Here is a 26,715-nt window from a genome sequence, read left to right as displayed (position 1 = left end):
CCGTCGCCCCGTCGCCGCGCCCTACTTCGCCTGCTCCACTTGCGTGTAGGCGGGCATCGTTGTCCAGTTTGACGGCACATTTTGGTTCGTCCAGCCGCTCTTCGGCATGAAGCTCGCGTGCACGCTGTTGAAGTAGGCGTCCATCATCTGGCGGCCGAGCGGCACAGCAGTTGTGGCGCCATAGCCGGCGCCCGGGACCATGATGGCCACCGCGATCTGCGGGTTGTTGTACGGTGCAAAACCGATGAACACCGAGTTGTTGGTTTTGCCGATGCCTGGCAGGTAGATCCCGGCCGTTCCCGTCTTACCAGCCACGGCGTAATGTGCGCCGACAAATCCGCCGTAGACGGTACCGAGCGGATAGTGAGCCGCTTGATACATGCCCTGGTGGTCCAAGTTCAGGTAGGTCGGGTTGAGATGAAGATTGGCCTGAACCTGTGTCGGGATGACCTTGACCGGCGTTTGTCCAGCGAGGGTCTGGTGCAGACCCGGCGGGTAAATCGCCTCAAGCAGGTGCGGGGTCAGACGTTTGCCACCGTTCGCGATCGTCGATACATACTGAGCGAGCTCAATCGGCGTGAACTGCTGCCCCTGGCCGAACGCCATAGCCGCCAAGTCGTATGGAGAACCGTAGTTCGTGTATGACCCCGTCTTCTTCAATTGCGCGCGAATGTTTACAATATCTTGCTGCGTCAACAGCACAGTCTTAGAGCTGTTTTGCTGCTGGTCTTCGATGTAAAAAGCGCCCGCCACTTCGCCCGGCAAGTCGATGCCCGTTATCCGCCCGAGCCCAAACCGCAGTTCTCCCGCCGCAATGTCGGTCAATCCGCGGATGAAGTACGTGTCGCGCCACTTCTGCAAGTGGCCGCCCATCGGATAACCGCCGTTGGTCGTCGTACTGCCAAGCCACTTGCCAAAATTGAGCCCGACGTTGTAGAAAAAGCGGTCGTCAGACACCGCGAGCGCCGTGACGTCGTTGACAATACCGTAGTTGGCGTCCTCGTGCATCAGGTACGTACCAATCATCTGGTACGGGGCGTTGTCGTTAAACGTCGTGTTTGGCGTGACGATGCCGTAGTCGAGCGCTGTAATTAGGTTGCTCGGCTTTGCCGTTGACCCTGGCGGGAGTGCCATTTGGATCGCACTGTTCTGTTCCGCCCCGGACGTTGACAGATACTGCGCGTGCGCTGTGAAGTTGTTCCCAGGTACAAACCAATTCGGGTCCATGTACGGGTAGCTGACCATCGCGAGGATGGCGCCAGTGTGCACGTTCATCATCACGGCGGCCGCCGTCGGAATCTTGATGTTGTTTTGTCGGTCGTAGTTCTGAATCGTCGTCATCATCAGCTGCTGGGTCACGGCTTGCACGCGTCCGTTAATCGTCAACTGAAGGTTGTTGCCAGCGACGGGCGGAACTGTGCCAACATGCGTTGCCGCGGCACTGGTCAGGCTATACTGCTCCTCTTGATACCCGTTTTTGCCGCGCAACAGGTTTTCATACTGCAACTCGAGGCCGGCAACCCCAACCTGTTGATTCTCCATATATCCATGATTGAGGTAGTAGGTGACGTTCTGAGGCGTAATCGGCCCTACATAACCGAGTACCTGTCCAAGCAGATCGCCATACGGATATGTCCGCTGACTGTCTAGCTGCACGCTCAGACCTGGCAGGTTACCCTGGTGCTCAGTCACGAACGTCAACTGTGCCTCGGTGACATTCTTGAATAATGTGATGGTGGAATACTGCTGTTGTGACTTTAGTAACTGCACTACCTGTGCTGTTGTCTGATGAAACTGCGGCGCAAGCAGGGTCGCCATGCTCTGGATTTCCGAATTCGTCGTGTTGATCTTCTGAATGCGTGTAAAGTACACGCTGTAACTCGGCTGATCGTACGCTAACAACTGCCCAGTCGAGTCGTAGATGCGTCCGCGGGCGGGGATGATTGGAATCCGCTGGACAGTCGTCACGTTTTGACTCGCACGAAAGGCGCTGCCTTTCGTGATCTGAATGTAGCCAAGTCGAAACACCAAAGCAGACATCGCGACGAACACCGTCACAAACACGGTGCTCGACCGAAATACTTGCAGGTTTCGACGCTGCTTCTCAAGTTTCGCCTTTTCGACCGAGCGCGCTCGCATCCTTCTCGCAGTGTTGCGCTTAAATAACCGTCTGCCGCCGGAGCGCGGACGAAGCCGCCGCTTCATCGCGGACCCCCCTCGCATCTCTTCCGAAGTCGTGGTCATACGCAGTCTAGTATACTATTCCACTTCCATCGAAAGCTGTTTTATCTAGAGAGGGAGTTTGAGGAAATCATCGAGGGGCAAGCGTGTGCGGGTGAACCGGTTGCCGGTCCACCTGCACACTTTGGGGGTCGATCAATAACCGACTGCGCCTCCGGCACAGCTTCCGCCGCCATAGTAGCCCGGCACGAGCAGGAAGAACAGGACGAAGATGATCAAAAACACGACCGCCCAACGGGTGTAGCCACCAAATGTTCCACCGTACATTCTGCATGCACTCCCTTCTCACTGGCATGCTGCAAAATATGTACGCGTCTGCGCTGCGGGGGCGGTATTTGCCCCGTACTAAGCGCACATTTGGGTGATAGCCCAACTTTAGCCGCTCTTACGCTCCTGGTACTCCCGCTTCTCGTCGACAGCCTTTGGCTGTCCAAAAAAGACGTGTATCAGCAACAGCACGATGCCAAGCTGCAGCGATACATCTGCAAAGTTAAAAATACCGTGATTGCCTGGGAAGTGAAACATGTCAGTGACGTATCCGTTGACGATGCGCCCGTACGTATTGCCGACCGCAGCCCCGAACAAAAACCCCCACGCCACACCGTACAGCGAGCGCGTAGCCCGCGGGCGATAACGCACGAACAGCACAAGCAGTCCACCGACGACGACAAGGCCAATCAAACCAAGCAACAGCGTGGCGTGGGCAAACGAGCCCCCCATTGCGCCGGTGTTGTGCAACGGGATCAGCTGGAGCGGGCCAAACGTGCCGTGCAGGCGACCCTGGTTCGTCAGGATTTTTAACGTCCGGTCAACACCAAACACGATACAGGCAACGGCCAGTCCAATCCATCGGTACGCAGCCGTCTGCCTTATGACCTTCCACAATTCACAGACCTCGTTTCTGCGACACTGTCATCGTTCCGGAGTCCGTCACCATCGCGTTTGCACCAGAAACAGTCAGTTCAGAGGATGTCGCATTGCTCCCGTAGTTGGACCTAGCCTGTTTATCCCTTAGAATGAACATAACACAGGACATGCGGTAGCGAACACCCGTTGCTTTTCGACTTCATTCCCAGCCATGGAGCCTCCATAACTTTTCCATGGATTGTCCAATGTTTGTTCACCCGAACGAATCGGCAGTCGAGTATGCTTGCTCTTTGAAAGTATCATTGCCTGTCTTGCGACTCGATTCGACTCCAGACGACTAGTCTCGTGTCGTCTCGACTCAGAACACAAGGCACGTCAAACTCAGCATGAGGTGGGAGATTAACTTGCTCGCGACTCTTTATCACCTGTTCCCTCCGACGATTCACCCAATGGTGATTCACTTTACAATCGCCATCATTTACTTGACGGGACTCGCAGGTTTCATCGGCCTATTCTGGCGTAGAGACAACTTTTTTTCGAAACTCTACTTTATGCTGCTGATTCTCTCGATCATCGCGACCATCGCAGCCGGAGTTGCCGGGGTCATTAGTGAATTCTACGTGAATCCGCAGGCGAACGGTGTGGCGGGAACACTCGCAATTCACAAGCGTGACGGAGAACTGACCGGAGTACTTCTTGTGATCTCGTTTGGCTTGCAAGTGTTCTTGGCGAGGTTGCAAAATGTGTCTTTCCTCTCCTTTATCGTGACACTTGGTGCGATGGCGATGGTCAGTGTGACTGGGTTTATCGGCGGATCGATGGTGTACGACCATGGCCTTGGCGTTCACGTAGCAGCGGCGAGCAACGCGACATCTTCAGTCTCGCCTTGACGGAGGTGCATTCCGTGGCACAAAGAATTCTGGTCGTCGATGACGAACGAAAAGTACTCGATGTGATTCAACCGTTTTTGGAACGGGAAGGCTTTCAGGTGCGCACCGCAGTCGACGGAAAACGGGCGCTCGTTCTGGCGAAAGAGTGGGATCCGGACCTGATTGTCCTGGACTGGATGCTCCCTGAAATTTCTGGACTTGACGTCTGCCGGGAACTGCGCAAGGATTCCAAGGTCGCCATTATCCTGCTGACAGCTCGTTCCGATGAAGCCGACCGCGTCGTCGGCCTCGAGATTGGCGCCGACGACTACTTGGTCAAGCCTTTCGGTCTGCGCGAATTGACGGCTAGGGTGCGCGCCGTGCTCCGGCGTGCACAAGACACGCAGGAAGAACCACAGGTTTTGCGGCGCGGCGACGTGACGATTGACGTCGAACGGTTTAAGGTCTGGCGAAACGACCAAGAAATCCAGTTGACCCCGACCGAGTTTAAAATCTTGTTGACGCTAGCCGAGCGGCCGGGCGTGATATACAGTCGACTACAGCTCTCACGAGCAGCCATGGGCACGGACTACTTGCAGTACGAGCGCACAGTAGACACACACATCAGTCACCTGCGCAGGAAAATGGAAGACGACCCGGCAGACCCTCGCATCGTCCAGACTGTGTACGGTGTCGGGTACCGGTTTGGCGAGGGCTAAGCGGCAAAGCGCAAGCGGACTCAGGACAGGCGAGCGGGTGAACACGGTGACGGTTCGCACAAAACTTTTGGCATCGATGGCACTCTTGGTCCTGCTGATGGCAGGCGCCTTTTTCACGTTGTCGCGCGGCTACCTCGTGCACCAGTTCCGCCAGTACGCGACCACTGCAGAGTCAGAGGAAGCCGCGCAGTGGGCACGCGTCATCCGCTTCTACTACACAAGCAGCGGCAACAGTTGGAACCAAACCGCGCCGCTCTTGCAGGATTTGCTGCGGGAACAAAGCTCCAGCGAGGACCACACAGATGGAACCGTCGCTAACTTGGGCCCCTCTGCAAGCGCTACGAAGGGGGCTCAAGTGAGCGGGAATGGGTTTGTATCCGGGTCTGGCGTCACCCCTCCCGATGGTCCGACAGTTCAGAGCGCCCACCCTGCGACAAACAGCAAGTCAGCTGACCAGGACGAACAGGTAAGCCGTCTGGTCATCGTGGACTCAAACGGCCACAAGGTGCTCGACGTAACCAGCGGCGACAGTGATACCCCTGCCACTAAGAAGAGTGCCGACGCCGATTCAGTCCACATGGTCAGCTACCCGCTCAAGATTGGCAACCAGTTTTCTGGAACGCTTTACATCGGCGACAGCGGCCCGGGCGGTTTGCTCGGCATGGAGAGCCAAGTCATGCGCTCAATGACGTTCGCAATTGTCTGGGGGATGCTCCTCGCGACTGCCGTTGCGCTCACACTCGGCTACTTTCTCTCGAGGCGCCTCACCAGCCCGCTGCACCGCCTGTCCCAAGCGATTCTGCAGATGGGCCGCGGTGACTGGGATGTACCAGTGAACATCAGCGGCCGCGACGAAGTCGGGCAACTGGCGAAGGCCTTTCACCAAATGCGAGATCAACTGCGGACAGGCGAACACGTGCGCAAACAGTTGGTCGCCGACGTCGCGCACGAGTTGCGGACCCCGCTGACAATTCTCGAGGGTCAGCTCGAACTTGTTCAGCAAGGCCTGAAGAGCGCCTCGCCTGAAACGTTTGTGCCGATGCTCGACGAAGTCATCCGCCTGTCCGGGCTCGTTGAGGACCTGCATCAACTTTCCTTGGCAGACGCAGGCCAGTTGACGCTGAATCGTCAGCGGACCGACCTCACGGACATCGTGCAGCGCGTGGTCGAGAACTTTTCACTCGAAGCCGAGTCTCGCCAGGTCGATCTCGCTATGCACGTAGAGGACAGCGCTGACCTGGACAAGCCCGCTGGAGAAATTCTCGGCGACCCGCACCGCATGACGCAGGTCTTGGTAAACCTAGTCGACAACGCGCTCACACATACACCGAGCGGCGGCCGCGTGACCGTCACTCTCTCATCCGCCGCAAACACTGTCACCGTCGCCGTTTCTGATACGGGTCCAGGAATCGCGCCCGAGCACCTACCGCACGTGTTCGACCGCTTCTACCGGGCAGACAACAACCGCTCACGCACCACTGGCGGCATGGGTCTTGGCCTCGCGATTGCGAAAGGGTTTGCCGAGGCGCACGGCGGCACCATTGAAGTCGCAAGCACCGTGGGCGTCGGGACGACGTTTACAGTCGTCGTACCGCGCCGCCCGACAGCAAAACTGTAAGTAGACCATGACACGAAGGAGGTTGCCACATGAAACCTGGCACCTTGCTGAAAACCTCTCTCTTGTCGCTCACCACCCTCACCTTCGCCGGCATGTTGTCCGGTTGTGGGCAGGCCGTCTTCCCGAACAACACAACGGGCACTGCGGCCACCAACACCAGTCAGAGCGGGAAGTCTAATGGCGCATCGACGGCCAGTGGCGGGGCGAAGAAATCCGGCGCCGCCACATCGACGGCCCCCGTCTGGCCCACCGTCCACTTCACAGCGCTGCACACCCTGCCCGTCGACATGCTCGGCGATGCCCTGGCTATCGATCCCGCCGGCAACCCGGTCATCTCCGGCGGCTACACAGGCGCGTATTCGCTCACTGGCGTCGTCCGCGTCAACCCGACTGGTGCCCCCGTGGTGCTCGCCAACCTGCCACAACCGACACACGACGCCGCGGCAGGCTACATCGGATCCGCCTTGTACGTGTTCGGCGGCGGCCAGAACGCCTCTTACAACTCCATCACAAAAGTTTCCCACGGCCAGGTATCCTCCGCTGGCACCCTGCCGGACTACCTGTCTGACGCAACCGCCGTGCCCTATCGTTGGCAAGGACAGAGCGGTCTACTCATAGTTGGCGGGTACAATGGACAGGCTTTTAACCGTACCGTCCGCTTCGCAAGTGTTGGCAGCAGCGGTCTCACGTTGCAGGACGTGTTTACCATGCCCGTCGGGCTGCGCTACATCGCCGCGACGGCACTAGGCAATTCTGTCGCGTACGCTGGGGGGTTGACAACTAGCGGATCTATTACAAACACTGTGTACCTGTGGTCACCAAGCCACGGTGTCCAACTGATTGCGCACTTGCCGCACGCATTGCAGAAAGCCGCAGCGTTTCACGTCGGCAGTCGCTACCTGCTTGTCGCGGGCGGCTTACTCGCGAACGGGCAGCCAAGCACGACAATTTACGGGATCGACCTGGTGACAAAGCAAGTCCAGGTCATCGGTCAATTGCCGTCGCCGCTCGCAGACATGGGCTATGCGCAGTCTGGCAACACCGGCTACATAACCGGAGGCGAGCCCACCGCGAGCTACACACAGGCGACAAACGCCGCGTGGAAGTTGAGTCTGTAAGAATTTTTCGCACCACTGGAGGCCAAGTTATGAAAAACCGTTGGAGTCGCCCCCTTCTCGCGCTCACCACCGTCGCAGCTTGCATCGGACTCGTCGCCTGCGGCCAGGCACCCTCTGGCAGCACCGGGTTGAACACCAGCTCGACCAACGCAACCCACTCGAACAAGACGGGCAGTGCCAATGGGTCGAACGCAGCGAAATCGAACTCCGCAGGCGCCAACAACACAAAGCCCGTCGCCGTCCCGAAGGGTCCACTGCCGGGTGACTTGCTCATCGCCGATCGCGGCAACGACCGTCTCCTCATCGTCAATCCGCAGAAGAAAGTGCTGTGGCAGATGACGATCAATCCAGGTGGCGTGTTTGGTGTCAACTCGCTCGGGCCGGACGACTCGTTCATCACACCTGATCACAGGCACATTATCATCAACGAAGAGAACAACAACGTGATCGCACTCATCGACATCAGAACGAAAAAAATCGTCTGGACGTACGGACACCCGGGTGTCGCCGGCTCACAACCTGGCTACCTGAATACACCTGACGACGCCTACATGCTGCCAAACGGCCTGGTCAGCGTCGCCGACATCAAGAACCAGCGCATCCTGTTCATCAACCCGAAGACGAACAAGATTGTCAAACAGTACGGCATCACCGGCTATCGCTACCACAACCCGCCGAAGTCATTCGAAGCGCCAAACGGCGACACCCCGCTGCCAAATGGCGGTACTCTCGTCACCGAGATCGGCTCGGGCTACACGGGCCAAGGCTACGCCGACTACATTAACCCGAACGGTACGATGCGCTATAGCGTGAACCTCCCGCTTGTCGCGTACCCATCCGACACGCAGTTACTTCCAAACGGCAACCTCCTCGTCGCAGACTACAGCACGCCGGGGCGCGTCATTGAAGTGACACCGCAGGGTAAAGTGGTCTTCAACTACTACCAGACGTCCGGCCCTGGCGCGCTGAACAGCCCATCGCTTGCAATGCCGCTGCCAAACGGCGACATTGTCTTGAATGACGACTTCAACGACCGCATCGTCATCATCGACCCGAAGACCGGCAAAATCGTCTGGCAGTACGGTGTCAAAGGTGTCGCTAGCTCGAAGACGGGTTATCTGAACGATCCCGATGGCCTCGACTTCATCCCGCTCTCCTGGCACGTGCCAATTTAAGTTCGCGTCGATGAGCAACTCGCAACGATTGCATCGCCGCTGTACGTCCTGAGAAGGCCAAAAATGTCGCTCCGCCCTCGCATGGGCCGGGAGCGACATTTTCCTTATCGACGTAAGCAACGGGCCGGTTGCAGCCGTCCAAGACCATCCCAAGCCCAAGTCCGCGGCTGCCGACGACCGTGATCCTCCGTTACGAGTCCTTCTGGACGCCTGGACGCGTCATCTCCGTGGTGCCGCGGCACCCCCCGGCGCCCTACTGCAACCCCAGTGCGGTCTGAGCGTTTTGGATGTCTAGCTCCACCTGCTTCGACACGACGTACGCGTCGTACCACTCCATGTCGAGCATGTACTGAAAAATCTGCCCGTGTGCCGCGATAGCGTCATCCAAATGCCTGTGCAAAGTCTCGCGGACCGCAGGTGTTGCCGTTTCGGTCAAGGCCCGCGCGTAGGTGCGAACGCCAGTCTTTGCCGCCATCAGTAAGTCGGTCACGATGATCTCGTCCGTCAGCGCAGCCGGCCCCGTCAACCTCTCAATGATTGGATTCATGTCCTTTCCCTCCTTTGCTGCCTAAAGCCGGCCTCCACGCTCACCCCCGTGGCCTTACTGTGTCACGCTAACCGCCACGCCCGACAACAGCCGCTGCAGGTCCTCGATGTGTCGCCTATCCAACTTTGGTCATCAACAATCTCCTCCGCCCGCCTGTCTAACCTTATGCTCGACGTCGCCGCACCCGTGGGTTTCGCCCACACGCGGGCAACTTCACATACGAATTTGGACAATCCGCATCCGTTTCTCCACTCACACTTGGTCGATCACGACTCGCCAGGACGGTTGAATCACGACCACATGGCGAATCAGTGTGACTGAGGAGCCCTGGTCAGGTTTGCCACGGGCGGCCGCAACCGGAGCCAAATTGCTGAGCACTCGCCCCGAAGGGTCGGTAATAGCAGCGCGGTACCGCACTCCGGGAACGAGCCCAGACAAGCGAAGTGTGACGGTAAGGTCGTGAGTTTTGCTTGACAGTACGAACGTGGCGTCCCCACTTAGACGAGATCCCGGTAGGCCACCGGGGCGCAACAACATCCGCGCGTACGTTGTCCCCACATGTGCGCTACCTGACGTCACCGCGAACGGTCCACCCATGCCAACAGCGGTTGCGTGGAATGCCCGCTGTCCCGAAGCACCCGAAGCACCCGGGACATGTGGTACCGCAAATCCCGCAGCTGTGGACGGTGCCGTCGCCCGGTTACTCACGTGTGAGTCGATCGCGTTGACTACCATCACCTTCGACGCCCCCGCTGTCTGCGTGCAACCCGTGAGCGTGAGGCTCACAACCAACGCGAGAGCCGTGCCGATGGGACGCATGCGCACCGCGCTCCCCCCTCTCTTATCTCAGTGAAATGCCAATCTAACTTTGCCGGCGAGTGTCGGCCACGAATGTTAAGTTCGCGGAGCGAGCCCTAACACGCCCCATAGCGGGCCTTGGCCGAACAGCGTTCGCGAGGGCCGCAAACACACAAACCCCGAGCGGTAACGACGCCAGCGTCGTTAATCGACTGCTGATGGGCCTGTCGCGTCCGCTGAAGTGTCGAAAATGTCGCTACGGGCCTGATTTTTGCGCTGCAGCGACATTTTTTCCGTTCGCGCGTTACCGCTTTTGGCTACTCAAAGACCTCTCAGTGCTGAGAGCCTGTTCTGATAATGTGTCATCGCTGCATCAGCTTTATTCCTGTGCAGCAGTCCGTGCAGCAGTCCGAGACCGTCCGTGCAGCAGTCCGTTCGAACCGACTCACTTGTGATAGAATTACTTGCACGAAACCACACGTGACACGTGATAGGTAGCGCCACTTGCGTGCTATGAAAGTATCGAACACAGTCAGTCGCACTAGAATCACGGATTACTCACGGGAACTCCCTGTGGGACTAGGAATATGAGGTGTGTCCGATGAGACTGGGTGGGGTCGAAGCAGGCGGAACGAAGATGGTGTTCGGAATCGGAGACGAGACCGGGACAGTACTCGAAATGAAATCCGTGGCAACAACTAGTCCCGAGGAAACCATCCCCCCCATCTTGGACTACTTTCTGTCCCAGCAGGTAGAAGCCATCGGTGTCGGGTCTTTTGGACCGATTCAGGTTGATCCCGACCGCCCCAACTACGGCGCCATCCTCAACACGCCAAAGACCCCGTGGAAGGGATTTGAGTGGCCACGGGCGTTTGCGCAAGTTGGCTGCCCGGTCGTGATCGAAACAGATGTCAACGCGGCTGTACTGGGTGAAGCCATGTACGGTGCGGCAGCTGGACTCTCGGACTGTGTGTATGTGACGATTGGAACCGGGATCGGCGGCGGAGTACTGGCTGGCGGGAACCTCGTGCACGGCCTGTTGCACCCGGAAATCGGACACATGTTAGTACGGCGGAATCCGCAGGATTCATTTGCAGGTGGTTGCCCATACCATCGCGATTGTCTGGAAGGGCTAGCGTCAGGGCCGGCTGTCGAGTTGCGGTGGGGCAGTAAGGGGAGCGCCCTCGAAGCTGACCACCCGGCCTGGGACATGGAAGCGGACTACCTCGCGCAGATGGTCGTCAATCTGACGCTTGTGCTGTCGACCAAGCGCGTAATCCTCGGCGGAGGCGTGATGCACCAAGCACAGCTGTACGACAAGGTGCGCGATAGAGTGAGGGAGTACCTCGCCGGGTACATCGAGTTGCCAAGCTCCGCAAACACGAACTCTTCCGTCAATGCTTCGCTCAACGGGAACGCTCTCCCTAAGCAGCATAGTCCTGAAAAGCCCAGCGACGCCTTCATTGTCCCGCCAGGGCTCGGTGACCTGTCAGGGCTCGTTGGTGCGCTTGCGTTAGCCGCACGGTCACGCATTAAACCACCGCATTAAACCACCGCAACGGACTCGCTTCAGGCACCGCGCGACTGAAATAGACACCCAGCATCCCATCCCTGGTCCATATGGACGGCTCGTGACTAACCCTCCCGCACCGGTGTGCTGAGCAGTCGAGCTAGACGTTCCGTATGACGGCCACCGCCGGTTTGGATCACAAGTACGGGGCTGGTCGAGTGCGGAGCTACTTGGAGGATAGCGTGCACAGCGTCGACAAGTTGCCGGCTCTCGCGCCGAAGTCCAGTGTTTCGTCGCCTCAAGGTGCTGACGAGCAAACGCAGTCGTTTCAACTCCGATTTCAGAGCGGCGTTCTCCCGCAGTACATCGAGGATGTCCTCATCCCGCGTCGGAGTGCTCGGGTCTAGAGCGCCAGAGTCGGAATCACCCGCTGAGCCTACCACTGCACAACCAGCCGTAATCCACTGGTAGCGGACGGCGTTCACTGACTTGATCCCGTTCTCCTGCGCAAACTGTTTAAACGCATCTTCCCGTGTCCGCCCCTGACGCGTAGCCTCCGCCACGACCTCCCGCAACCGCTCAATGTCTTCCGGCAACCAAACAATTTTCTGCATGTGCTCCACCCCCGCGATGAAGTCATCAATTGAGCGCTGAATGGTTTGAATTTATGTCAGTTATTCTCCTCAGTCAATATATAATGTTAGATAATATAACACAATTGAAATGAAATTAGCCAATTTTACACTCATAACTAATTTAATATGTTAGTTTTTATAACGCAAAGGGAGTCCGGATTTTTCTATAGTGCGCAGACACAGCCAGGTGCGCTATCATCATCCTAAGGAACAGGTTCTTCTGGGGGGATGTAGAAGTGACTGAAGCGTCGAACAACGAGGAGACACAGTTAACGGCAAAAATTTCCGTCCTGCTCTGCGACGATCACGAATTGTTTCGGCAGGGCGTCAGCGCTATTCTTGGCAGTTCGACTGACATCGAGGTCATCGGCCAAGCCGGAAACGGTCAGGTAGCCATCGACTTTTGTAACTCGAGAGAACCGGATGTCATCCTGATGGACATCAATATGCCAGTGTGCTCTGGCCTCGAAGCCACCCGTGTGATTAAAGCGCAGCATCCAAACGTACAAGTTCTGATTCTGACTGTTTCCAGCACAGAAGAGTCCTTATTCGAAGCCGTGAAATGCGGTGCCTCTGGATATGTCTTAAAAAACGCTAATCCAAAGACCGTGATCGAAAGTATTGTCCGCGTACACAACGGTGAACCGGTGATTCCGAGTGACTTGGCAGTGCAGATCATCACTGAGTTTTCAAAGCCAAAACCTGCTTCCACGAAGCCAGATGTCGATGCGCTCACGGACCGTGAACTTGACGTGCTACGTAAACTCAGTACAGGTGCGACAAATCGCGAAATCGCCCAGATTCTTTACATCAGTGAGAATACGGTTCGCAACCACGTCCGCAATATCCTAGAAAAGTTGCACTTGACGAACCGCGTGCAGGCCGCGGCATACGCGCTGCGTGAAGGTTATACCGATGAAAGCACGAGTGGCAAGCCGTAAGCGCAACGATTCGTAAACTCAGCTCGCTGCATATGACCTATCGTCCATCGACGCGACGTTACTATGGGTTCCTCCACCGAGCGGTTTCTCCGTCACTGAGTGTCGGACGCGTGAAGCCGCTCATCCTCGAGTTGTTGAAAGATATTCTCCAGCCGCGCCAGTTCCTTAACAGCCTCTTCCACGGCACGTCCATTGTGTTCATCCGTCACCGGGAACAGTAGGAACCGCACGGCAGCGAGTGAAGTTCGAATTTCATTGGAAACGTGCCATGGCATCATCTGGTCGTGATGTGACGCGAACTCCATCTGCTTTCTCTGCAGCGTTGCGTGCGTCACTCGATGGCCGTACCCGAGCCGCGCCACCAACGCATACCCGACGAGTTCAAACAGCGTGGTCGTCACGTCCAAGTTAAAACTCGGCCCCATGTGTGTCCCAACAGCTGTCAGGACTAAAGCGCCAATCAGAGCCACCGTCGCGCCGAGCAAGTAGGCTGCCGCGCCGACTGCGATAACCCCGATGACAAACCAGATGTGCAGCGTTACAATCCCCCAACCACACAGTCCCAACACCACAATCGCCGTCATCAGGTTTGCATGTTGTTCAATGGTGCGTAGGACCGTGCGATCGGCGGCAGCTGTCCACTCACTCCAGCGGGACCCCCGATGAGCTTTCATCACCGATCACCTTCTCCCCTAATCGACTTCTGTTCCATAGGTTCGAACTTCTCTTGCTACGATTAGTTTACCCGGGACAGAGGTGTTTTTCGTCAGAGGATAGGACCGATTCCCATAGTCCAGTAGGACTAAATTTGTGGGTCACTTTCGGAGGAAGTTAAGACGGACTACTCCTTCTTGCCCATGCCAACTAGGTGGTATGGGTCATGAGCTAGTGCGCCAAGTGGATTACACTCAACGTGAAACGGAGGCGCATTCACATGGCGGGATTGAAGTTCGATGAGCGACCCATTTTGGTCTTTTGGGAGTCGACGAAAGCGTGCCTGCTCGCTTGCCGACACTGTCGTGCCGAGGCTATGGCAACGCCGCTCCCAGGCCAACTATCCACAGATGAGGCAACAACATTCATTGACAGCCTTGTTGCGTTTGGCCAGCCATACCCAGTGCTGATCTTCACTGGCGGCGATGTCATGATGCGACCTGACTTGTTCCGATTAGCTGAGCACGCAAAGTCTTTACACATCCCGATTGGCATCGCGCCAAGTGTCACACCACGTCTGACCGTTGACGCACGCCAGAAGATGCGAGACGTCGGTGTTAAAACGGTGTCAATCAGCTTGGACGGGGCGACCGCCGCCACCCACGACCGTGTCCGCGGCATCCCCGGCCACTTTGAGCAGACCGTGAACGCGTTGCGCGGTCTCGTGAGTGACGGTTTCGATGTCCAAGTCAACACGGTTGTCATGGAGGAAAACGTATCAGAGCTTCCCGCCGTGGCCGAACTACTCGTTGGCATCGGCGTGAAGATTTGGGAGGTTTTTTTCCTCATCCAAGTCGGACGGGGGCGTGGTTCGGAGAACGTCACGGAACTACCGCCACGTTCCACAGAGGATGTCTGTCACTTTCTCTACGACGCGTCCAAATACGGCATGGTCGTCCGTACGGTCGAGGCCCCCTTCTTCCGCCGCGTCGTCATGGCTCGCAAAGCAGCGGAAGAAGATACAGCCGACACGAGTCAGAAGACCTTGAATGGTTACCCTGACTTGCGCAAAAAAGCGACCGGGAATGAGCACTCACCCCAGTCAACCGCGCACCCTTCAAGTTCACTTGCCGCGCCTGTGAACACCAGTGCTCTGTACCGATTACTGGCGGAAGACCTGGTGCTGCGGCTCGGCCCTGCTCGGTCGCCCTCGCGCGCGCAGACGAGTGGTACACGAGATGGCAAGGGAATCGTTTTCGTCGCTCACGACGGCACAGTTTACCCAGCCGGCTTCCTGCCGGTGCCGCTTGGCAACATTCGCGACACTCCGCTGTCCACAATCTACCGCGAAAGCCCTTTGCTGAAGCAGATTCGGTCATCAGCGTTCAGCGGCAGGTGTGGCATGTGCGAGTTTCAGGACCTCTGTGGCGGATCGCGATCACGCGCTTACGCGCATACAGGCGATGCGCTGGCAACAGACCCAGCGTGCCTCTACCCGGCTTGAATGACCCCGCCCCTGAGACCCCACTCGTCGAGCTGCCGCCCGTACGGCGGCAGCAACTCAGGGCTTGCTCGACGCCACTTGGTTGACGGCGTTGGCGTTCCTTTGGTGCATACCTTGAACCTGCGTGCCAACCACAACGAGCACCACAATCGCAACCACAGCGACAGCGCCAAGTATTAGTCCATACTCAGTAAACCCCTGACCTCGATCGGATAAAAAGTATGATTTTAGATGTGGAATATGTTTCTGTCGCCCCACTGCGCCCCCACCCCGTGCTGTGTCATCGCTTTCGCATTTGTCAAAAGCATTCGATACAAAACATCATTTTCCTTTTATTTCGAGATGTTACGCGCATTTGTTTTGAATTCAACCAGGGTTGTCGTTCGGCCGCCGAGCTCCACGCGCGTTCGTCGAGCATCGGAAGTGCCGCTATGCCCTAGGCCTGCATGCGCACACTGGTAGACGCCTCATTCCACAAATCTCCGTGCAGGTGTAACTATGACATCGTGTACAATGGAGAAGCACGGCCAAGCATTCGCTTGGCCCATGGAACATGGACTGTGAGATGTTGCGCGTTGATGACGCGTTGAAGGGAGTCGTGTAAGAAACGTGGGGAAACTCGACAGCAGGATTGTGCACGTGCTTGTAATGACCGCTGTGTCCGGGTGCGCAGACGCCATCGGATTTTTAGCGCTCGGGCAAGTACTGGTCGCCGCGATGACAGGAAACACCGTCTTTCTTGGTCTCGCCATAGTACACGCCGACGGGCTTGAACCCATGAGCTACGTCATCGCGCTCGGCGGGTTCATGCTTGGCGCGGCCACCGGAGCGTTGGGGTTACGCAATCGTCGACTCGAGACCGGGGTGAATTTGACGGTGTCGCGGGTGCTGTTGATGCAGTGGACAGCCTTGGTCCTATTTGGCGTCATTGCGACCGTGGCCGCAGCGACGAATCCGCCGCATCTGCCCCACGCAAGTGCGCTTGGAACTGCTACTGCGGCCAAGATATTCGTACATGGCACAATCGGGATGATCGGCACGCCGACGTCCGCATTCTCATCCGTCGGTGGCGAAGGCGTTAAGCTCCTACTCACTTTGCTGCTGACCTTTGGCATGGGCGTGCAAGGAGCCTTGGCGCGGCGAGTCGGGGTGAATGGTATACCGACGACCGTGATCACCAGTCTGACCACTGGCCTGATGGAGTCACTCGTGTGGAACGCGTGTGGCCCTGTGACGCCCACAGGAACAGGTAGCGACGCCGCTTCAGGGCCAGTAGGCCCTTCTGGGTCAACTATCAAGCCCCAGCCTGGTCCGCATACGTCGCCCGCGACCATCGCTGTATGGATCACGGATATCGTGTTCTACGGCCTTGGCGCAGCGACCTGTGGCGCACTCGTCCTGCACTGGCACCTGTATGCGATTTGGCTGCCGGTCGTACTGATCTCCGCGCTAGTGATCTACTCGTTTGCCTCACAGTTGCGCGCCAAACCGCAGCTTACCCAAATGTCCAATGTCAGGTCATGATGTCCGCTACCAGCCGGGGTCGGTCGCGCTTGTGCCCGTGATCGACTGCGCTTCTGCCCGGTTAACCGCCCAATTTGACCGCACGCGTCCACTCTGCCTACCCGCTTGGCGCTTGTCCGGTATACCCTACACGGTACGATGAATTTAAAGGAGGTTATCCAGAATGGGTGCATTCGGCGGTTACACGCAATGGGCGGTAGTCTTCTTGATCATCTTCGTGCTGTTCTTCCTACTCGTGCCAGCGTTTGGCGGAGCGATGGGCGGGTCCTGCGCAGGCGGCGGAGCAGGCATGGGCGGTTACTGAGGAGAGACAGACGCCAAGACCCGCGCCTTCACTGCTACTGGCACTCGAACTAGTACGCTGGCGCTCTGACTCAAATTCAAAACTTGCGTCACATGAAGCTGTCCCAACAGGCGTTTTCGTGCCTGGCGGGGCAGTCTCTGTTTTACATAGCGATGCCAAGCCGTTTCATGGTATGCAACAACCACCACATCCGACCCGGTCACAGGAGGAGTTCGTACCCGATTGCCCCGTTGTACAGGCTCCTTCTCCCACCCTCGCAAGGTGATTTGCACACCTATACGGATTTTCTCTGCAGAAATAGACAACCTTCGACACTTTACGTTGTATAATCGTGCTAAGTTGGGTAGGAAAGGAAGTTCGCAGGTGAGTCTGGCTCTACAATCCCCGGACAACAGAATCGAAGGGAGGCACACCTCCACCGCCTCGTTTACCCGGCGATTTGGGTGGCTCTACCTTGGTGTCTGTTTGGTCGTGTTTTTCCCTGTCTTGTTTAACCCAGCGTCTCAAATCTTTGGGTGGAGCGGGGATTCGCAACAAACGATGTGGTTCTTGGGTTGGTTTTGGCACGCCATTGTACGCGGCGAAAACCCCTTCGTCTCCAACATGCTCAATTACCCCTACGGTTTCAATCTCATGGTCAATACATCTATTCCTGCCGACGCTGCCCTGTTCGGCCCGCTTGAATATCTGGTCAACGGTGCATTTGCCTACAATGCCTTGTTGTTCACCAACCTGGTTGTGAGCGGATGGCTAGGTGGACTGATTTTGAGGGAGTTTGGCGTTCGGTGGTGGTTGGCGGGAATCGGCGGGATTGCGTTTCAGTTGTTGCCCTATACGACGGCGCAGGGGCAAGCACACGCCCAACTGGCGGTCACAGCCTGGCTCCTCGCTGCCTTCTACCTCACCCTCCGTGTCCTTCGCGCGAAACCTCGTCACGCAGTTCTCATCGGGGTCAGCGTCGGTGTCCTGCTCGCGGGTGAATTCTACACATCCGTCGAAGTCACTGCCACGTGTGCATTTGTGGTCACTATCGGTTTTGCCTTGGCCGGCCTGCTTGCCCGTCAGTCAACCCGCGAACTGCTACGGCGCATTCCGCTGCGGTTCGTTGCAGCAGCGCTCATCAGCTGTATCATTCTGGTAGGTCCTGGTCTCTACGAGTTCGTTTTTGGTCCTAATGTTCCTAAAGGCGGCATCATTCCAATAACTTACGCAGCAGTGATAGTCTCTAACGACTTGCTTGGATTCTTCATTCCGACACCGCTTTACGCGCTACACAGCGCCTGGACGACGGCCATCACCTCACACGTTGTAATCAATTACTCCGAGCAGGATGGGTACATCGGAGTGGTTGGGCTCATCCTCCTCGTTTGGGCGGCGCGGCGCGGCTGGATTCGCCCCTTCGTCCGTGTCGCCATGCCATTGCTGGTCCTGATCGCAGTGTTCTCGCTCGGTGCTATTCTGCACGTGAACGGGCACCGGACTCCCGTGTTCCTACCGTGGGCGTTTGTTGCTCAGATCCCGTTGATCGGCCAAGCCCTTCCAGCCAGGCTGATGTTCTACGGGGACGTCCTCACAGTCTTGGTCGTGTTCATAGCCTTGGAAGAAGCCCTCAGGAGCCGTGCAGATGACTCCCTAAGTTTGCTCAACAAACGGACTCCAAAGCGTAGTACAATCGCCGTCGCCGCTACGGCATTGCTCCTTTTGGCGTCTTGGGCGCCTGCTGTCGCTATCCATAGTGCTACACCGCCTTCGTGGCAAGCACTACAGCCAGGCAGCCCAATCGTCGCTCGCATTGGTTCCGCCCCCACTCTCATCCTGTCGAACGACGTAGAAGATGTGTTGCAGAGTCTCGCCGACGGTGGCTATCGCTTCCCCGTCGCGAACGGATACGTTTACACGGCCAACAATCCCACCGAAAACCACGTGCGTCCCTACGACCTCGCGGCTTTTCAGAACATGTCGCAGACCGCCACCATGAACTATGTTCGCAACATTTTCCATGCTACGCATGTATCGTGGGTGTTGTTTGTCCCCGTGTCGCCGGGGACGGTGCTTCCGCCAACACTCGCAACCGTGCTCACCGAACTCTGTGGTCACCCCGTGATAGACCGCAGTGTCGGTGTCTACGTATGGTCTGTGCCAAGGGCGCTCCACTAGAACGGGTAGTATGGCTCGCACGCTCACGTGTACCGTCAGTGCACTGCTCCCGTGCCGGGAGGTCGTAGATTCGACTCGTCGCGGCGGCCAATCCAGCTGGCTCCTATACTGTGTTCGGTCAAACCTCGCGGGTGGAGATTAGGTGGGCATCTTCAGGCATCGAGACCTGAAAACCGCTGCCGCCGTTCGCCTTCTGCGCGTACATGGCAGTATCTGCTGCCTGAATCAGATCATCAATGTCCTCCGTGTCTCCTGAACAGATACTGACTCCGACACTTGCACTGATGCGAATGCCCTGGTTTTCAATGGAATAGTCCCGCTCCACAGCGTCGAGCAACCGCCGCGCGGCAGCTCCAACAACCTGCTTGCGGTCGGCAATGCCACTCATGAGTACTACGAACTCGTCACCACCATAGCGGATCACCGCATCGTCGAGGCGCACGCGCCGCTTGAGCCGGTGCGTGACGATCTTCAGAACCTCGTCGCCAAAGTTATGGCCGTATTTATCATTGATCTCCTTGAAATTGTCGAGATCAATAAAAACAACTGCAAACGGCGGTCGAAAATCGCGGTGCAGTCCGGACTTCAGCCGTTGTAAGAAGGTGCGGTTGAGCGCGCCTGTCAGTGGGTCGACGATTGTGGCCTGGTCGACATCGACCAAATACGCAACTAGTCCAGCGGACCAGTCGAGAAGTTCGACTTCCCTTGGTTCGTACTCCCGCGGTTGGTCGTCCGTTGCGCACAGGTAGCCGAACAGGCGGTCATCCCGCAAAATGATGGGTGCAGCCACGTATGCGCCGACGTTTGAGCGTAGAAGCAATCGGCTGTGAGCAGACATCGAAGCATCCGCTACCACGACGGGCCGGATGTGCGGTGCATTTGTTTCGAGCAATTCGTCAAGCCAAGCTCCCGTGGGAGTCAGGCGGTCATCCTTTTGCGTGTACAGAGGTATGGTTCGCGTCAGCCCGTCTTCACTTCGGACAATGAACAGTTGCGAGCATCGCAAGACACGGTTCAAGTCCCCGAGCATCGTACGAAATGACCTTGGGAGATAATCCCACTGCAACTTTGACACTTCGCTCCCCCCTAGGTCCAAGCGAAAAACGACAACAGACTACGCATTCAGTCAGCAACTACTCAATCCGCTGTAAATTTTTATATAGATCCTACGAGAGTCCCATCGGGAAGTCAATTATTTTCCGGGAAATTTCGCTAGAGTCCCTCACGAACCGACACGATTCAGACGCGTCCAACGACGGGTAATACCCCATTTATCAGCAATGCCGTGCCAGCGACTGAGGACTTCCATTCCCCCCAGCCCTTTCACGCCTGTCAGGGTTACCGTGCAGCCTCTTTGCATAGACATCCACTAACGAAGGTTTATTGCCTTTGCAACAGGTCCATCCTGCTGCAGTAGGACAAGCCAGTTAGGTGGGTGATGACAACGAACGGTCGAACTTTGCTGCTGAACGGAGTTGGACTATTGACCATCCCCGGTTGGTTTTGGTCGTTTGACACCTGGCTTCACCCGTCGGTCTGGGCGTGGCACGTCTCACTGACAATCACGGCCATCGCCGTTTGTCTGGTTTTCCATGAGGCACTGCACTATGCCGCAATCCGGGTTGCAGCTCCCGCCGCCGAGGTCCGCTACGCCCTGTACGGGACCAACCCTTCGGTCCGGATTGAAGGGAACTTGTCGACACGCGCGCGACTCATCTTCTTATTGATACCCGTCATCTTCATCTCGCTCATCACTTGGGCGATTGCCACACTTGCACCGATAGCCGCTGTCACTTGTGTCATTGTAGGTACGACCAACGCTGCGTCTTCCACCGCTGACCTCTGGCGCAGCGGCGAAGTTGTCCTTGAGGCGTACCGCAACCGCGTGTCCTCGAATCACGATGGGTCGCGGACAGACCACTCACTGCCCCCGTCAACGACCACGACTTCCGCCAGTTCGCGGGCAGATGGCAGCGCGGCGACTTCGGCAACGTCACCAGGCTCGCCTGCCCCCGCCGCCGCGATTGCTCCAACAGAGAACACCGGCTCCCCGCCCCTGCGGATTCGCTGATACTCCCTCGCCACAACCTCAGCTCCATAGCTGCGTTCCAAGCGCCGGACGATGAAGTGTCCGTGCGCGACACGTTGAAAATGGTCAGTGAAAATGAAGTTGACCGTCGCTCCGCCAAGCCCGCCAATGAACGGGATCAACTGCGCTGCGACTTGCTCTGAAACCGTCAGACCGTAGCGTTCGGCGATGCGCTGAGCCAAGTGAACGAGCGCGGGCGCAGCTTTACCTGAAGTCGCCTGGAGTCCCTTGTCGGTGGCGGCGCCCGCAACCCCGGCTAGTCCTGCTCCGGCTGCGCCACTGATAGCACGACCCATAGACCCAGCTGTGGACCCAGCGGCTGCAGCCGCTCCGGCAGCCGCGACTTCAGCCACTGTGACGGACCCGGCCTGTCCCGCCAAATACGCCACCGCCTCGGCGACCGCGGAATCGAGTGCCCTGCGCAGGCCGTAGTAAGCGCCGAGGGATGCCCGACTGCCGTCCGCATGCGACGCGCGGTTGCTGGCCGCGCGCGTGGTAGACTGGCCACCCACGGACGCCGTCCACGAGTCGTCTACGCTGGCGAGCGGGTGCGTGGTGTCGAGCGCGAGCACTTCGATGCAGGCGAGACGGGCTGCCGGAAGTGACAAGTCCTCGCCCTCGCTGCGCGCGATGTCTGCGATGCTACGCAACATGATGCCAGTCGAAAATGGCAACTCGAACAACACGCCCCACCCGCCGGCGAGACCGCCAGCGAACCCTGCCCCCGCCGCAAGTACCTTGTGCGTCTTGTCAGCGGACGGCTTACCGACTTTCGTCATGTCGACTGACCGCAGCACAACATCGAGCGCGGAGCGAACTGCGCGATCAGTTGCTGAATCAATCCCTCGCTGCAGACGTTTTGGTATCATGTGCAGGGCTTTGTCGACCGGTCGCCCGACCAGTCTGGAGAGCTTGTCCCCCAGTGTCGGGTGTTCGAGCAGGTCGACTGCTTCCGCTAGTCGCTCCAAATCGAGCGTCGACATTTCCACGCTGTACCCCTCCACTGACTGCTAGAATCACTACATCTATTGAGTCGATTGAATCGAAGCGAGTCGCAACTTGCACAGCCTGTCTGCCTGTATCGTATCACGGCTGTCGAGGTGTGAATCGATGGGTAATCCCACGTCAGTGCACATCATGGACGTTCGCCAATCAATCACCGTGAACTCCGACAAAAATGCGTCGGCCGAGCGCTCAACCACAACGCCCGAACGACGCATTTTTGTTTCACCCTCTGCCATCTGGCGAGGTCACCTACAAGCGAGCAGCTTGCATTAAGCGGTAAACAAGGACCACTTTGCACAGGTCGAAGCCTGGGGCGTAGCTGTCCCGCGAAGACTGTCGTCAGGTCCCTGACACACCCCTGTCGGGCTCGTCGGCTTAACGGACTGACCCAGAATGTGAATCGCACGCTCCCCGCCCCAGTAGCGACAGGTTGCGCACACTTTCTGCGAGCGACTCCAAGTCGACATCGCAGACCCTCCCCTCACCATGGTACCCTTTACCGACCGCCCATTTTGCGGTCATGTCTCTGTGGTGAGTTTTCTGTCTACACCTTTTATATTGGATCACGCAGGTGACACCTGATGTCACCCGCGTAGAACCCGCAACAACCAGCCATTCTCCATTCCAATTTATTCTAACCGATTTTTGGCACAGTGGGTTGATAAATTTGTGGTAACTTCGTCACGATTCCCCATCATTCGACATCCATTTCTTTTTGCACCGTAGATAGGATACACTCGTTTTGTGTACCTATCATTCCGACAACCCGGGAGGTTCCTATGCAGGCACCGAGAGCGAAGAAAATCCCTTATCAACACGTACTCCACGGCGACGTCCGACCAGACGAGTACTACTGGCTGCGTGAGCGAGACAACCCTGAGGTGATTGGCTACCTCGAGGATGAGAATCGCTACTACAAAGAACAGATGGCGCCGCTTGAACCGCTGACAGAAGCGCTGTTTCAAGCGATGGTCAAGCGCGTGCCGGACGTTGAAGCAGCCGTCCCAGTCCAGCTCGGAGATTACTTCTACTACTCGCGCATGGAGAAAGCGCTTCAATACCCGATTTATGCTCGCAAACGCGCCGCAACTCGGGCCGATGTCGCTACCGCTGAGGAAGAGGTATTGCTCGACTTGAACACCATGGTAACGGACGGCGGGTACCTCGATGTCACGGTTCAGACGCTAAATGACGACCAGACGCTCCTCGCCTACCTCGAGAACCGCGACGGAACCGATCGCTACACCGCATTCGTGAAGGACTTGGGAAGCGGGGAGCTGCTCCAGGATAAGATCGACAACGTCTTCATTGACGAGAGTCTCGAGTGGGACGCAACCGGCCGGTATCTCTTCTACATCCGCGTCGACCACACGCAGCGTCCGTTCCAACTGTGGCGCCACGAGCTTGGGACTTCACCAGACAGCGACACCCTCATCTACGAAGAGACCGACGCCACGTATGGCATGCGCATGAGCAAGTCACAGAGCGGCGCGTACCTGTTCTTGCACGCCGAAAACAAGGAAACGTTCGAGATCCGCTACCTGAAAGCCGACGAACCGACCAGCGAGTGGCGCGTATTTGACCCCCGGCGCACCAACATCCAATACGATGTTGAACACTGGGGCAACTCGTTCCTCATCCTCACGAACGAAGACGCGCCCAACTTCAAACTGCTGACCTGCCCAGTCACAGACACGTCGAATCGCGCGCGGACTGAGGTCATACCGCACGACCAGAACCGCTACCTCCTCGGCGTTCACCCGTTTCGCGACGCCGTCATCGTGTCCGGCCGAGAGAACGGGTTAACGGAACTGTGGACGCTGAGTAACGGGGCACTGAGCGGTGGGGAACAGAATGGCGGAGCACTGAGTAACGGGGCACTGAGCGGCGGGGAACAGAATGGCGGGTCGCTGGCGAAACTGACGTGGGACGAACCGGTCTATCGCGTCGGCGTGGGCAACAACCTCAGCTTCAATACAGCGGAGGCGCTCATCGTCTACGAGTCGTTGCTGACACCGCGAACAACCATCGGGATCGACTTGAAAACAGGCGCACAGACTGTGCTCCAAGTCGCAGAAGTGCCCGGGGAGTACGACCGGGCCGCCTACGCGCAGGAGCGACTATGGGCGACGGCGGACGACGGCACGAAAGTTCCGCTCTACCTCGCCTACCGCAAAGGCGCGCTCGATCACGGCCCTGCCCCGCTGCGCCTCAGCGGCTATGGGAGCTACGGAATCGACCGCGATCCGCGGTTTAGTGCCGCCAGTCTCCCGCTCCTCGACGCGGGCATTGTGCTCGCGACGGCACAGGTGCGCGGCGGTGGTGAAATGGGACGGCGCTGGTACGACGAAGGCAAGTTCCTCCACAAGAAGAACACGTTCACCGACTTTGTCGCGGTAGCACAGGACCTCATCGCGCGCGGCTACACGACGTCCGACCGGATTGCCGCCCAGGGTGGCAGCGCCGGCGGCCTCTTGATGGGCGCGGTGGCGAACATCGCCGGCACGCTGTTCAAGGTCATCACGGCCGATGTCCCCTTCGTCGACGTCGTCACGACGATGCTCGACGAGTCCATCCCGCTCACGACACTCGAGTGGGACGAATGGGGCAATCCGAACGACCCGACGTATTACGCGTACATGAAGTCGTACAGCCCGTACGACAACGTCGAGGCGAAGCCGTACCCGCACATGTTGGTCACGACTGGCCTGACCGACCCGCGCGTGTCGTACTGGGAACCTGCCAAGTGGGTCGCCCGCCTGCGCGAGACGAAGACAGACCAGAACACTCTGCTCATGACGGTGAACATGGGCGCCGGCCACTTCGGCGCATCCGGCCGCCTCGACGCCCTGCACGAGGCTGCGGAGCACCTCGCGTTCGCGCTCGACAAGATTGGGATCACGGCGGCGATGGTGAAGTAAGGCGGCGGCGCCGCGGGCAGTTTGCGGCGGCGGTGCGGGGGCGCGGCGCGGCGGCGCGACTTAACCGCACATAACAGCTTATCCGCCATTTCTGGTGGTTCCACCGGTTAAATAGGCGTTCCGCAACCGTTTATGACCGCGGAATCGGCTGAATTCCCCCCCAAAAATGGGTGATAAGCGGCCTTAGGCCGCTTATCTACCGTCTATGGCACCTAAATTGGCCCAATAGGCTGTTCTGTGCCGTTAAATACGGCAACCAACCCGTCCATCGTCGACGGGGTGGAACTCTCTACCTCTTTACCTCTCTACCTCGACGCCTCTGGCTTATGCGACCCGCGGGGGCGCTCGGCGGGACGGCGCGGAGGCCGCGGGCAGTTTGCGGCGCAACTTAGCCGCACATAACAGCTTATCCGCGATTTTTGGTGGTTCCCCCGGTTGAATAGGCGTTCCGCAACCGTTTATGACTGCGGAATCGGCTGAATTCCCCCCCAAAAATGGGTGATAAGCGGCCTTAGGCCGCTTATCTACCGTCTATGGCACCTAAATTGGCCCAATAGGCTGTTCTGTGCCGTTAAATACGGCAACCAACCCGTCCATCGTCGATGGGGTGGAACTCTCTACCTCTTTACCTCTCTACGTCTGCGCCTCTGGCTTATGCGACCCAGCGTTACGTGAAAATGCGTCGCTTAAGTCCCGTTTTCGTAGCGGTTAGCCTACATTTCCGATACTCCGGCAGCTTGAGCGCACGAGCCATTAGTCGGTTAGCGACGCCCGCGTCGCGCGTCACTAACCTTTCCCGCCTAATCGTCTACTGACGGAGGGCGTGAGCTGCGCGGCGCTTGAGGCTGCGGATCTGGTAAGCATGCCCCGCCTCATGCTCAACCAGGTGAAACACAGTCCATTCCGGTGTCACTTCGTAGTTTTCGCCGTCCGGCGCCCGCAAGCTCCGCCAGTCTTCCAGTGTCATGCCGCGAAAGGCGTCGAGAAAAACGGCGCGACTGCGTTCTAGGCGTCCAAGGTGTTCAGCGAGCGGCACACCTTTAATGGCTGTCAGCCGGTCGGCGCCGAACAAGTCATGCGGGAAGTCCTCTTTCACTTCAGGAGGGAACTCCTTCAGTTGCAGGAGGTCAAAGTGCAACCACCCCATTTCGACACCCGCAATGTGGTACAAGAGCGATCCGATGGAGTTTTCCTGCCCGTCTAGACCTTCCCAGTCCAGTTCTTCCTGAGTAAGCCCCCCCACGACTTCCAAGTTTTCCTCGCGCACGGCCTCCATCGCCCAGAGCCACCGGCCGATGTCCTCCGGGTATCCAGGTAAAGGCGTAATCTCCAGCAACTGCCGCATGTGCACAACTCCCTTCGTGATCCGTTTCCCACAACATCAGATACCGATGTCATCCTCGTCCGTGATCGTCTGCACTCAGTGTACCTCGCCACGACAGCGTTGTGATGTGTGCACTTGTGATTTTCCAGCTGTGACAGGTTAGCAACCGCACCTGAACGGAGAACGGAGCTGCAG

25 protein-coding genes and 1 pseudogene are annotated in these 26,715 nt (G+C 57.7%); 13 read left to right on the top strand and 13 right to left on the bottom strand.

The window, feature by feature from the left end; translation table 11 throughout:
* Positions 1–21 precede the first annotated feature (21 nt).
* The 3 genes from JC200_RS13350 to JC200_RS13340 all read right to left on the bottom strand — a co-directional run bounded on the left by JC200_RS13350 (position 22) and on the right by JC200_RS13340 (position 3,126).
* The gene (locus tag JC200_RS13350) at positions 22–2,205 is read right to left on the bottom strand and encodes a peptidoglycan D,D-transpeptidase FtsI family protein (protein WP_274432195.1); all 2,184 of its coding nucleotides are present in this window, start codon (positions 2,203–2,205) and stop codon (positions 22–24) included.
* 171 nt (positions 2,206–2,376) lie between these two features.
* Positions 2,377–2,508, bottom strand: a complete 132-nt coding sequence (locus JC200_RS13345; RefSeq protein ID WP_274432194.1) for a hypothetical protein — start codon at positions 2,506–2,508, stop codon at positions 2,377–2,379.
* Positions 2,509–2,616: 108 nt separating this feature from the next.
* The gene (locus JC200_RS13340; protein ID WP_274432193.1) at positions 2,617–3,126 is read right to left on the bottom strand and encodes a signal peptidase II; all 510 of its coding nucleotides are present in this window, start codon (positions 3,124–3,126) and stop codon (positions 2,617–2,619) included.
* Between the two features lie 386 nt (positions 3,127–3,512).
* On the opposite strand from JC200_RS13340, the gene JC200_RS13335 reads away from it, so the two are divergent.
* The 5 genes from JC200_RS13335 to JC200_RS13315 are packed head-to-tail and all read left to right on the top strand — an operon-like array spanning position 3,513 to position 8,607.
* On the top strand, positions 3,513–3,998 hold the full coding sequence (locus JC200_RS13335) for a DUF2231 domain-containing protein (RefSeq protein WP_274432192.1): 486 nt from the start codon (positions 3,513–3,515) through the stop codon (positions 3,996–3,998).
* A 14-nt stretch (positions 3,999–4,012) separates the two neighbouring features.
* Positions 4,013–4,696: a response regulator transcription factor gene (locus JC200_RS13330; protein WP_274432191.1), complete on the top strand. Its 684-nt coding sequence runs from the start codon at positions 4,013–4,015 to the stop codon at positions 4,694–4,696.
* Positions 4,697–4,742: 46 nt separating this feature from the next.
* Positions 4,743–6,314, top strand: coding sequence for a sensor histidine kinase (locus JC200_RS13325; RefSeq protein WP_274432190.1), 1,572 nt, complete (start codon positions 4,743–4,745; stop codon positions 6,312–6,314).
* Positions 6,315–6,343: 29 nt separating this feature from the next.
* On the top strand, positions 6,344–7,432 hold the full coding sequence (locus JC200_RS13320) for a Kelch repeat-containing protein (protein ID WP_274432189.1): 1,089 nt from the start codon (positions 6,344–6,346) through the stop codon (positions 7,430–7,432).
* 29 nt (positions 7,433–7,461) lie between these two features.
* Positions 7,462–8,607, top strand: a complete 1,146-nt coding sequence (locus JC200_RS13315) for an NHL repeat-containing protein (RefSeq protein WP_274432188.1) — start codon at positions 7,462–7,464, stop codon at positions 8,605–8,607.
* A 253-nt stretch (positions 8,608–8,860) separates the two neighbouring features.
* Here the strand turns inward: JC200_RS13315 and JC200_RS13310 are convergent, their stop codons facing one another.
* Entirely contained in the window at positions 8,861–9,154 is a 294-nt protein-coding gene (locus tag JC200_RS13310; protein WP_274432187.1) for a spore coat protein, read from the bottom strand.
* Positions 9,155–9,406: 252 nt separating this feature from the next.
* Positions 9,407–9,979: a hypothetical protein gene (locus JC200_RS13305; RefSeq protein ID WP_274432185.1), complete on the bottom strand. Its 573-nt coding sequence runs from the start codon at positions 9,977–9,979 to the stop codon at positions 9,407–9,409.
* Between the two features lie 574 nt (positions 9,980–10,553).
* Between JC200_RS13305 and JC200_RS13300 the strand changes: the two genes are divergently transcribed.
* Positions 10,554–11,501 carry an ROK family protein gene (locus tag JC200_RS13300; protein WP_274432184.1) on the top strand — a complete coding sequence of 316 codons (948 nt, stop codon included), beginning with the start codon at positions 10,554–10,556 and terminating at the stop codon, positions 11,499–11,501.
* An 86-nt stretch (positions 11,502–11,587) separates the two neighbouring features.
* On the opposite strand, the gene JC200_RS13295 is transcribed toward JC200_RS13300, so the two are convergent.
* Entirely contained in the window at positions 11,588–12,076 is a 489-nt protein-coding gene (locus JC200_RS13295) for a hypothetical protein (protein ID WP_274432183.1), read from the bottom strand.
* Between the two features lie 257 nt (positions 12,077–12,333).
* Between JC200_RS13295 and JC200_RS13290 the strand changes: the two genes are divergently transcribed.
* Positions 12,334–13,038, top strand: a complete 705-nt coding sequence (locus JC200_RS13290) for a response regulator (RefSeq protein ID WP_274432182.1) — start codon at positions 12,334–12,336, stop codon at positions 13,036–13,038.
* Positions 13,039–13,130: 92 nt separating this feature from the next.
* Here JC200_RS13290 and JC200_RS13285 read toward each other — a convergent pair whose 3' ends face one another.
* The gene (locus JC200_RS13285) at positions 13,131–13,712 is read right to left on the bottom strand and encodes a hypothetical protein (protein ID WP_274432181.1); all 582 of its coding nucleotides are present in this window, start codon (positions 13,710–13,712) and stop codon (positions 13,131–13,133) included.
* A gap of 260 nt (positions 13,713–13,972) precedes the next feature.
* On the opposite strand from JC200_RS13285, the gene JC200_RS13280 reads away from it, so the two are divergent.
* Positions 13,973–15,196, top strand: coding sequence for a radical SAM protein (locus JC200_RS13280; RefSeq protein ID WP_274432180.1), 1,224 nt, complete (start codon positions 13,973–13,975; stop codon positions 15,194–15,196).
* Between the two features lie 57 nt (positions 15,197–15,253).
* On the opposite strand, the gene JC200_RS13275 is transcribed toward JC200_RS13280, so the two are convergent.
* Complete coding sequence (locus JC200_RS13275; RefSeq protein ID WP_274432179.1) at positions 15,254–15,454, bottom strand: Flp family type IVb pilin; 201 nt, start codon at positions 15,452–15,454, stop codon at positions 15,254–15,256.
* Positions 15,455–15,805: 351 nt separating this feature from the next.
* On the opposite strand from JC200_RS13275, the gene JC200_RS13270 reads away from it, so the two are divergent.
* From JC200_RS13270 to JC200_RS13260, 3 genes are all read left to right on the top strand, one after another.
* Positions 15,806–16,720: a YoaK family protein gene (locus tag JC200_RS13270; protein WP_274432178.1), complete on the top strand. Its 915-nt coding sequence runs from the start codon at positions 15,806–15,808 to the stop codon at positions 16,718–16,720.
* Between the two features lie 163 nt (positions 16,721–16,883).
* Positions 16,884–17,024, top strand: coding sequence for a hypothetical protein (locus JC200_RS13265; protein ID WP_274432177.1), 141 nt, complete (start codon positions 16,884–16,886; stop codon positions 17,022–17,024).
* 363 nt (positions 17,025–17,387) lie between these two features.
* Complete coding sequence (locus JC200_RS13260; RefSeq protein WP_274432176.1) at positions 17,388–19,181, top strand: DUF6311 domain-containing protein; 1,794 nt, start codon at positions 17,388–17,390, stop codon at positions 19,179–19,181.
* 118 nt (positions 19,182–19,299) lie between these two features.
* On the opposite strand, the gene JC200_RS13255 is transcribed toward JC200_RS13260, so the two are convergent.
* A complete protein-coding gene (locus tag JC200_RS13255; protein ID WP_274432175.1) occupies positions 19,300–20,256 on the bottom strand; it encodes a sensor domain-containing diguanylate cyclase in 957 nt (318 codons plus the stop codon).
* A 363-nt stretch (positions 20,257–20,619) separates the two neighbouring features.
* Here JC200_RS13255 and JC200_RS24470 point away from each other — a divergent pair.
* Positions 20,620–20,967: pseudogene (locus JC200_RS24470) on the top strand (hypothetical protein); the annotation flags it as partial.
* A gap of 110 nt (positions 20,968–21,077) precedes the next feature.
* Here the strand turns inward: JC200_RS24470 and JC200_RS13245 are convergent.
* From JC200_RS13245 to JC200_RS13235, 3 genes are read right to left on the bottom strand one after another with little or no spacing between them, the layout of a single operon-like run.
* Positions 21,078–22,253, bottom strand: coding sequence for an EcsC family protein (locus tag JC200_RS13245; protein WP_274436539.1), 1,176 nt, complete (start codon positions 22,251–22,253; stop codon positions 21,078–21,080).
* A 42-nt stretch (positions 22,254–22,295) separates the two neighbouring features.
* Positions 22,296–22,511, bottom strand: coding sequence for a hypothetical protein (locus JC200_RS13240; protein ID WP_274432173.1), 216 nt, complete (start codon positions 22,509–22,511; stop codon positions 22,296–22,298).
* A 33-nt stretch (positions 22,512–22,544) separates the two neighbouring features.
* On the bottom strand, positions 22,545–22,742 hold the full coding sequence (locus JC200_RS13235; protein ID WP_274432172.1) for a hypothetical protein: 198 nt from the start codon (positions 22,740–22,742) through the stop codon (positions 22,545–22,547).
* Between the two features lie 312 nt (positions 22,743–23,054).
* Here JC200_RS13235 and JC200_RS13230 point away from each other — a divergent pair, with 312 nt between their 5' ends.
* Complete coding sequence (locus tag JC200_RS13230) at positions 23,055–25,196, top strand: S9 family peptidase (RefSeq protein ID WP_274432171.1); 2,142 nt, start codon at positions 23,055–23,057, stop codon at positions 25,194–25,196.
* Between the two features lie 808 nt (positions 25,197–26,004).
* Here JC200_RS13230 and JC200_RS13225 read toward each other — a convergent pair.
* Positions 26,005–26,541, bottom strand: coding sequence for a DinB family protein (locus tag JC200_RS13225; protein WP_274432170.1), 537 nt, complete (start codon positions 26,539–26,541; stop codon positions 26,005–26,007).
* Positions 26,542–26,715 lie beyond the last annotated feature (174 nt).

Origin of the sequence: Alicyclobacillus sp. ALC3 (genome assembly GCF_028751195.1) — a bacterium.
Classification (GTDB): domain Bacteria; phylum Bacillota; class Bacilli; order Alicyclobacillales; family Alicyclobacillaceae; genus Alicyclobacillus_L.
Note: the sequence above shows the minus strand (reverse complement) of the source record. Positions and strands in the feature narration are given on the sequence as shown.

What these genes read in the sequence shown, in the direction of transcription:
- JC200_RS13350 (WP_274432195.1), bottom strand. Translation starts at nt 2,205, where the DNA reads ATGAAGCGGCGGCTTCGTCCGCGCTCCGGCGGCAGACGGTTATTTAAG.
- JC200_RS13345 (WP_274432194.1), bottom strand. Translation starts at nt 2,508, where the DNA reads ATGTACGGTGGAACATTTGGTGGCTACACCCGTTGGGCGGTCGTGTTT.
- JC200_RS13320 (WP_274432189.1), top strand. Translation starts at nt 6,344, where the DNA reads ATGAAACCTGGCACCTTGCTGAAAACCTCTCTCTTGTCGCTCACCACC.
- JC200_RS13315 (WP_274432188.1), top strand. Translation starts at nt 7,462, where the DNA reads ATGAAAAACCGTTGGAGTCGCCCCCTTCTCGCGCTCACCACCGTCGCA.
- JC200_RS13310 (WP_274432187.1), bottom strand. Translation starts at nt 9,154, where the DNA reads ATGAATCCAATCATTGAGAGGTTGACGGGGCCGGCTGCGCTGACGGAC.
- JC200_RS13300 (WP_274432184.1), top strand. Translation starts at nt 10,554, where the DNA reads ATGAGACTGGGTGGGGTCGAAGCAGGCGGAACGAAGATGGTGTTCGGA.
- JC200_RS13295 (WP_274432183.1), bottom strand. Translation starts at nt 12,076, where the DNA reads ATGCAGAAAATTGTTTGGTTGCCGGAAGACATTGAGCGGTTGCGGGAG.
- JC200_RS13285 (WP_274432181.1), bottom strand. Translation starts at nt 13,712, where the DNA reads ATGAAAGCTCATCGGGGGTCCCGCTGGAGTGAGTGGACAGCTGCCGCC.
- JC200_RS13280 (WP_274432180.1), top strand. Translation starts at nt 13,973, where the DNA reads ATGGCGGGATTGAAGTTCGATGAGCGACCCATTTTGGTCTTTTGGGAG.
- JC200_RS13265 (WP_274432177.1), top strand. Translation starts at nt 16,884, where the DNA reads ATGGGTGCATTCGGCGGTTACACGCAATGGGCGGTAGTCTTCTTGATC.
- JC200_RS13245 (WP_274436539.1), bottom strand. Translation starts at nt 22,253, where the DNA reads ATGTCGACGCTCGATTTGGAGCGACTAGCGGAAGCAGTCGACCTGCTC.
- JC200_RS13240 (WP_274432173.1), bottom strand. Translation starts at nt 22,511, where the DNA reads ATGGCAGAGGGTGAAACAAAAATGCGTCGTTCGGGCGTTGTGGTTGAG.
- JC200_RS13235 (WP_274432172.1), bottom strand. Translation starts at nt 22,742, where the DNA reads ATGTCGACTTGGAGTCGCTCGCAGAAAGTGTGCGCAACCTGTCGCTAC.
- JC200_RS13230 (WP_274432171.1), top strand. Translation starts at nt 23,055, where the DNA reads ATGCAGGCACCGAGAGCGAAGAAAATCCCTTATCAACACGTACTCCAC.
- JC200_RS13225 (WP_274432170.1), bottom strand. Translation starts at nt 26,541, where the DNA reads ATGCGGCAGTTGCTGGAGATTACGCCTTTACCTGGATACCCGGAGGAC.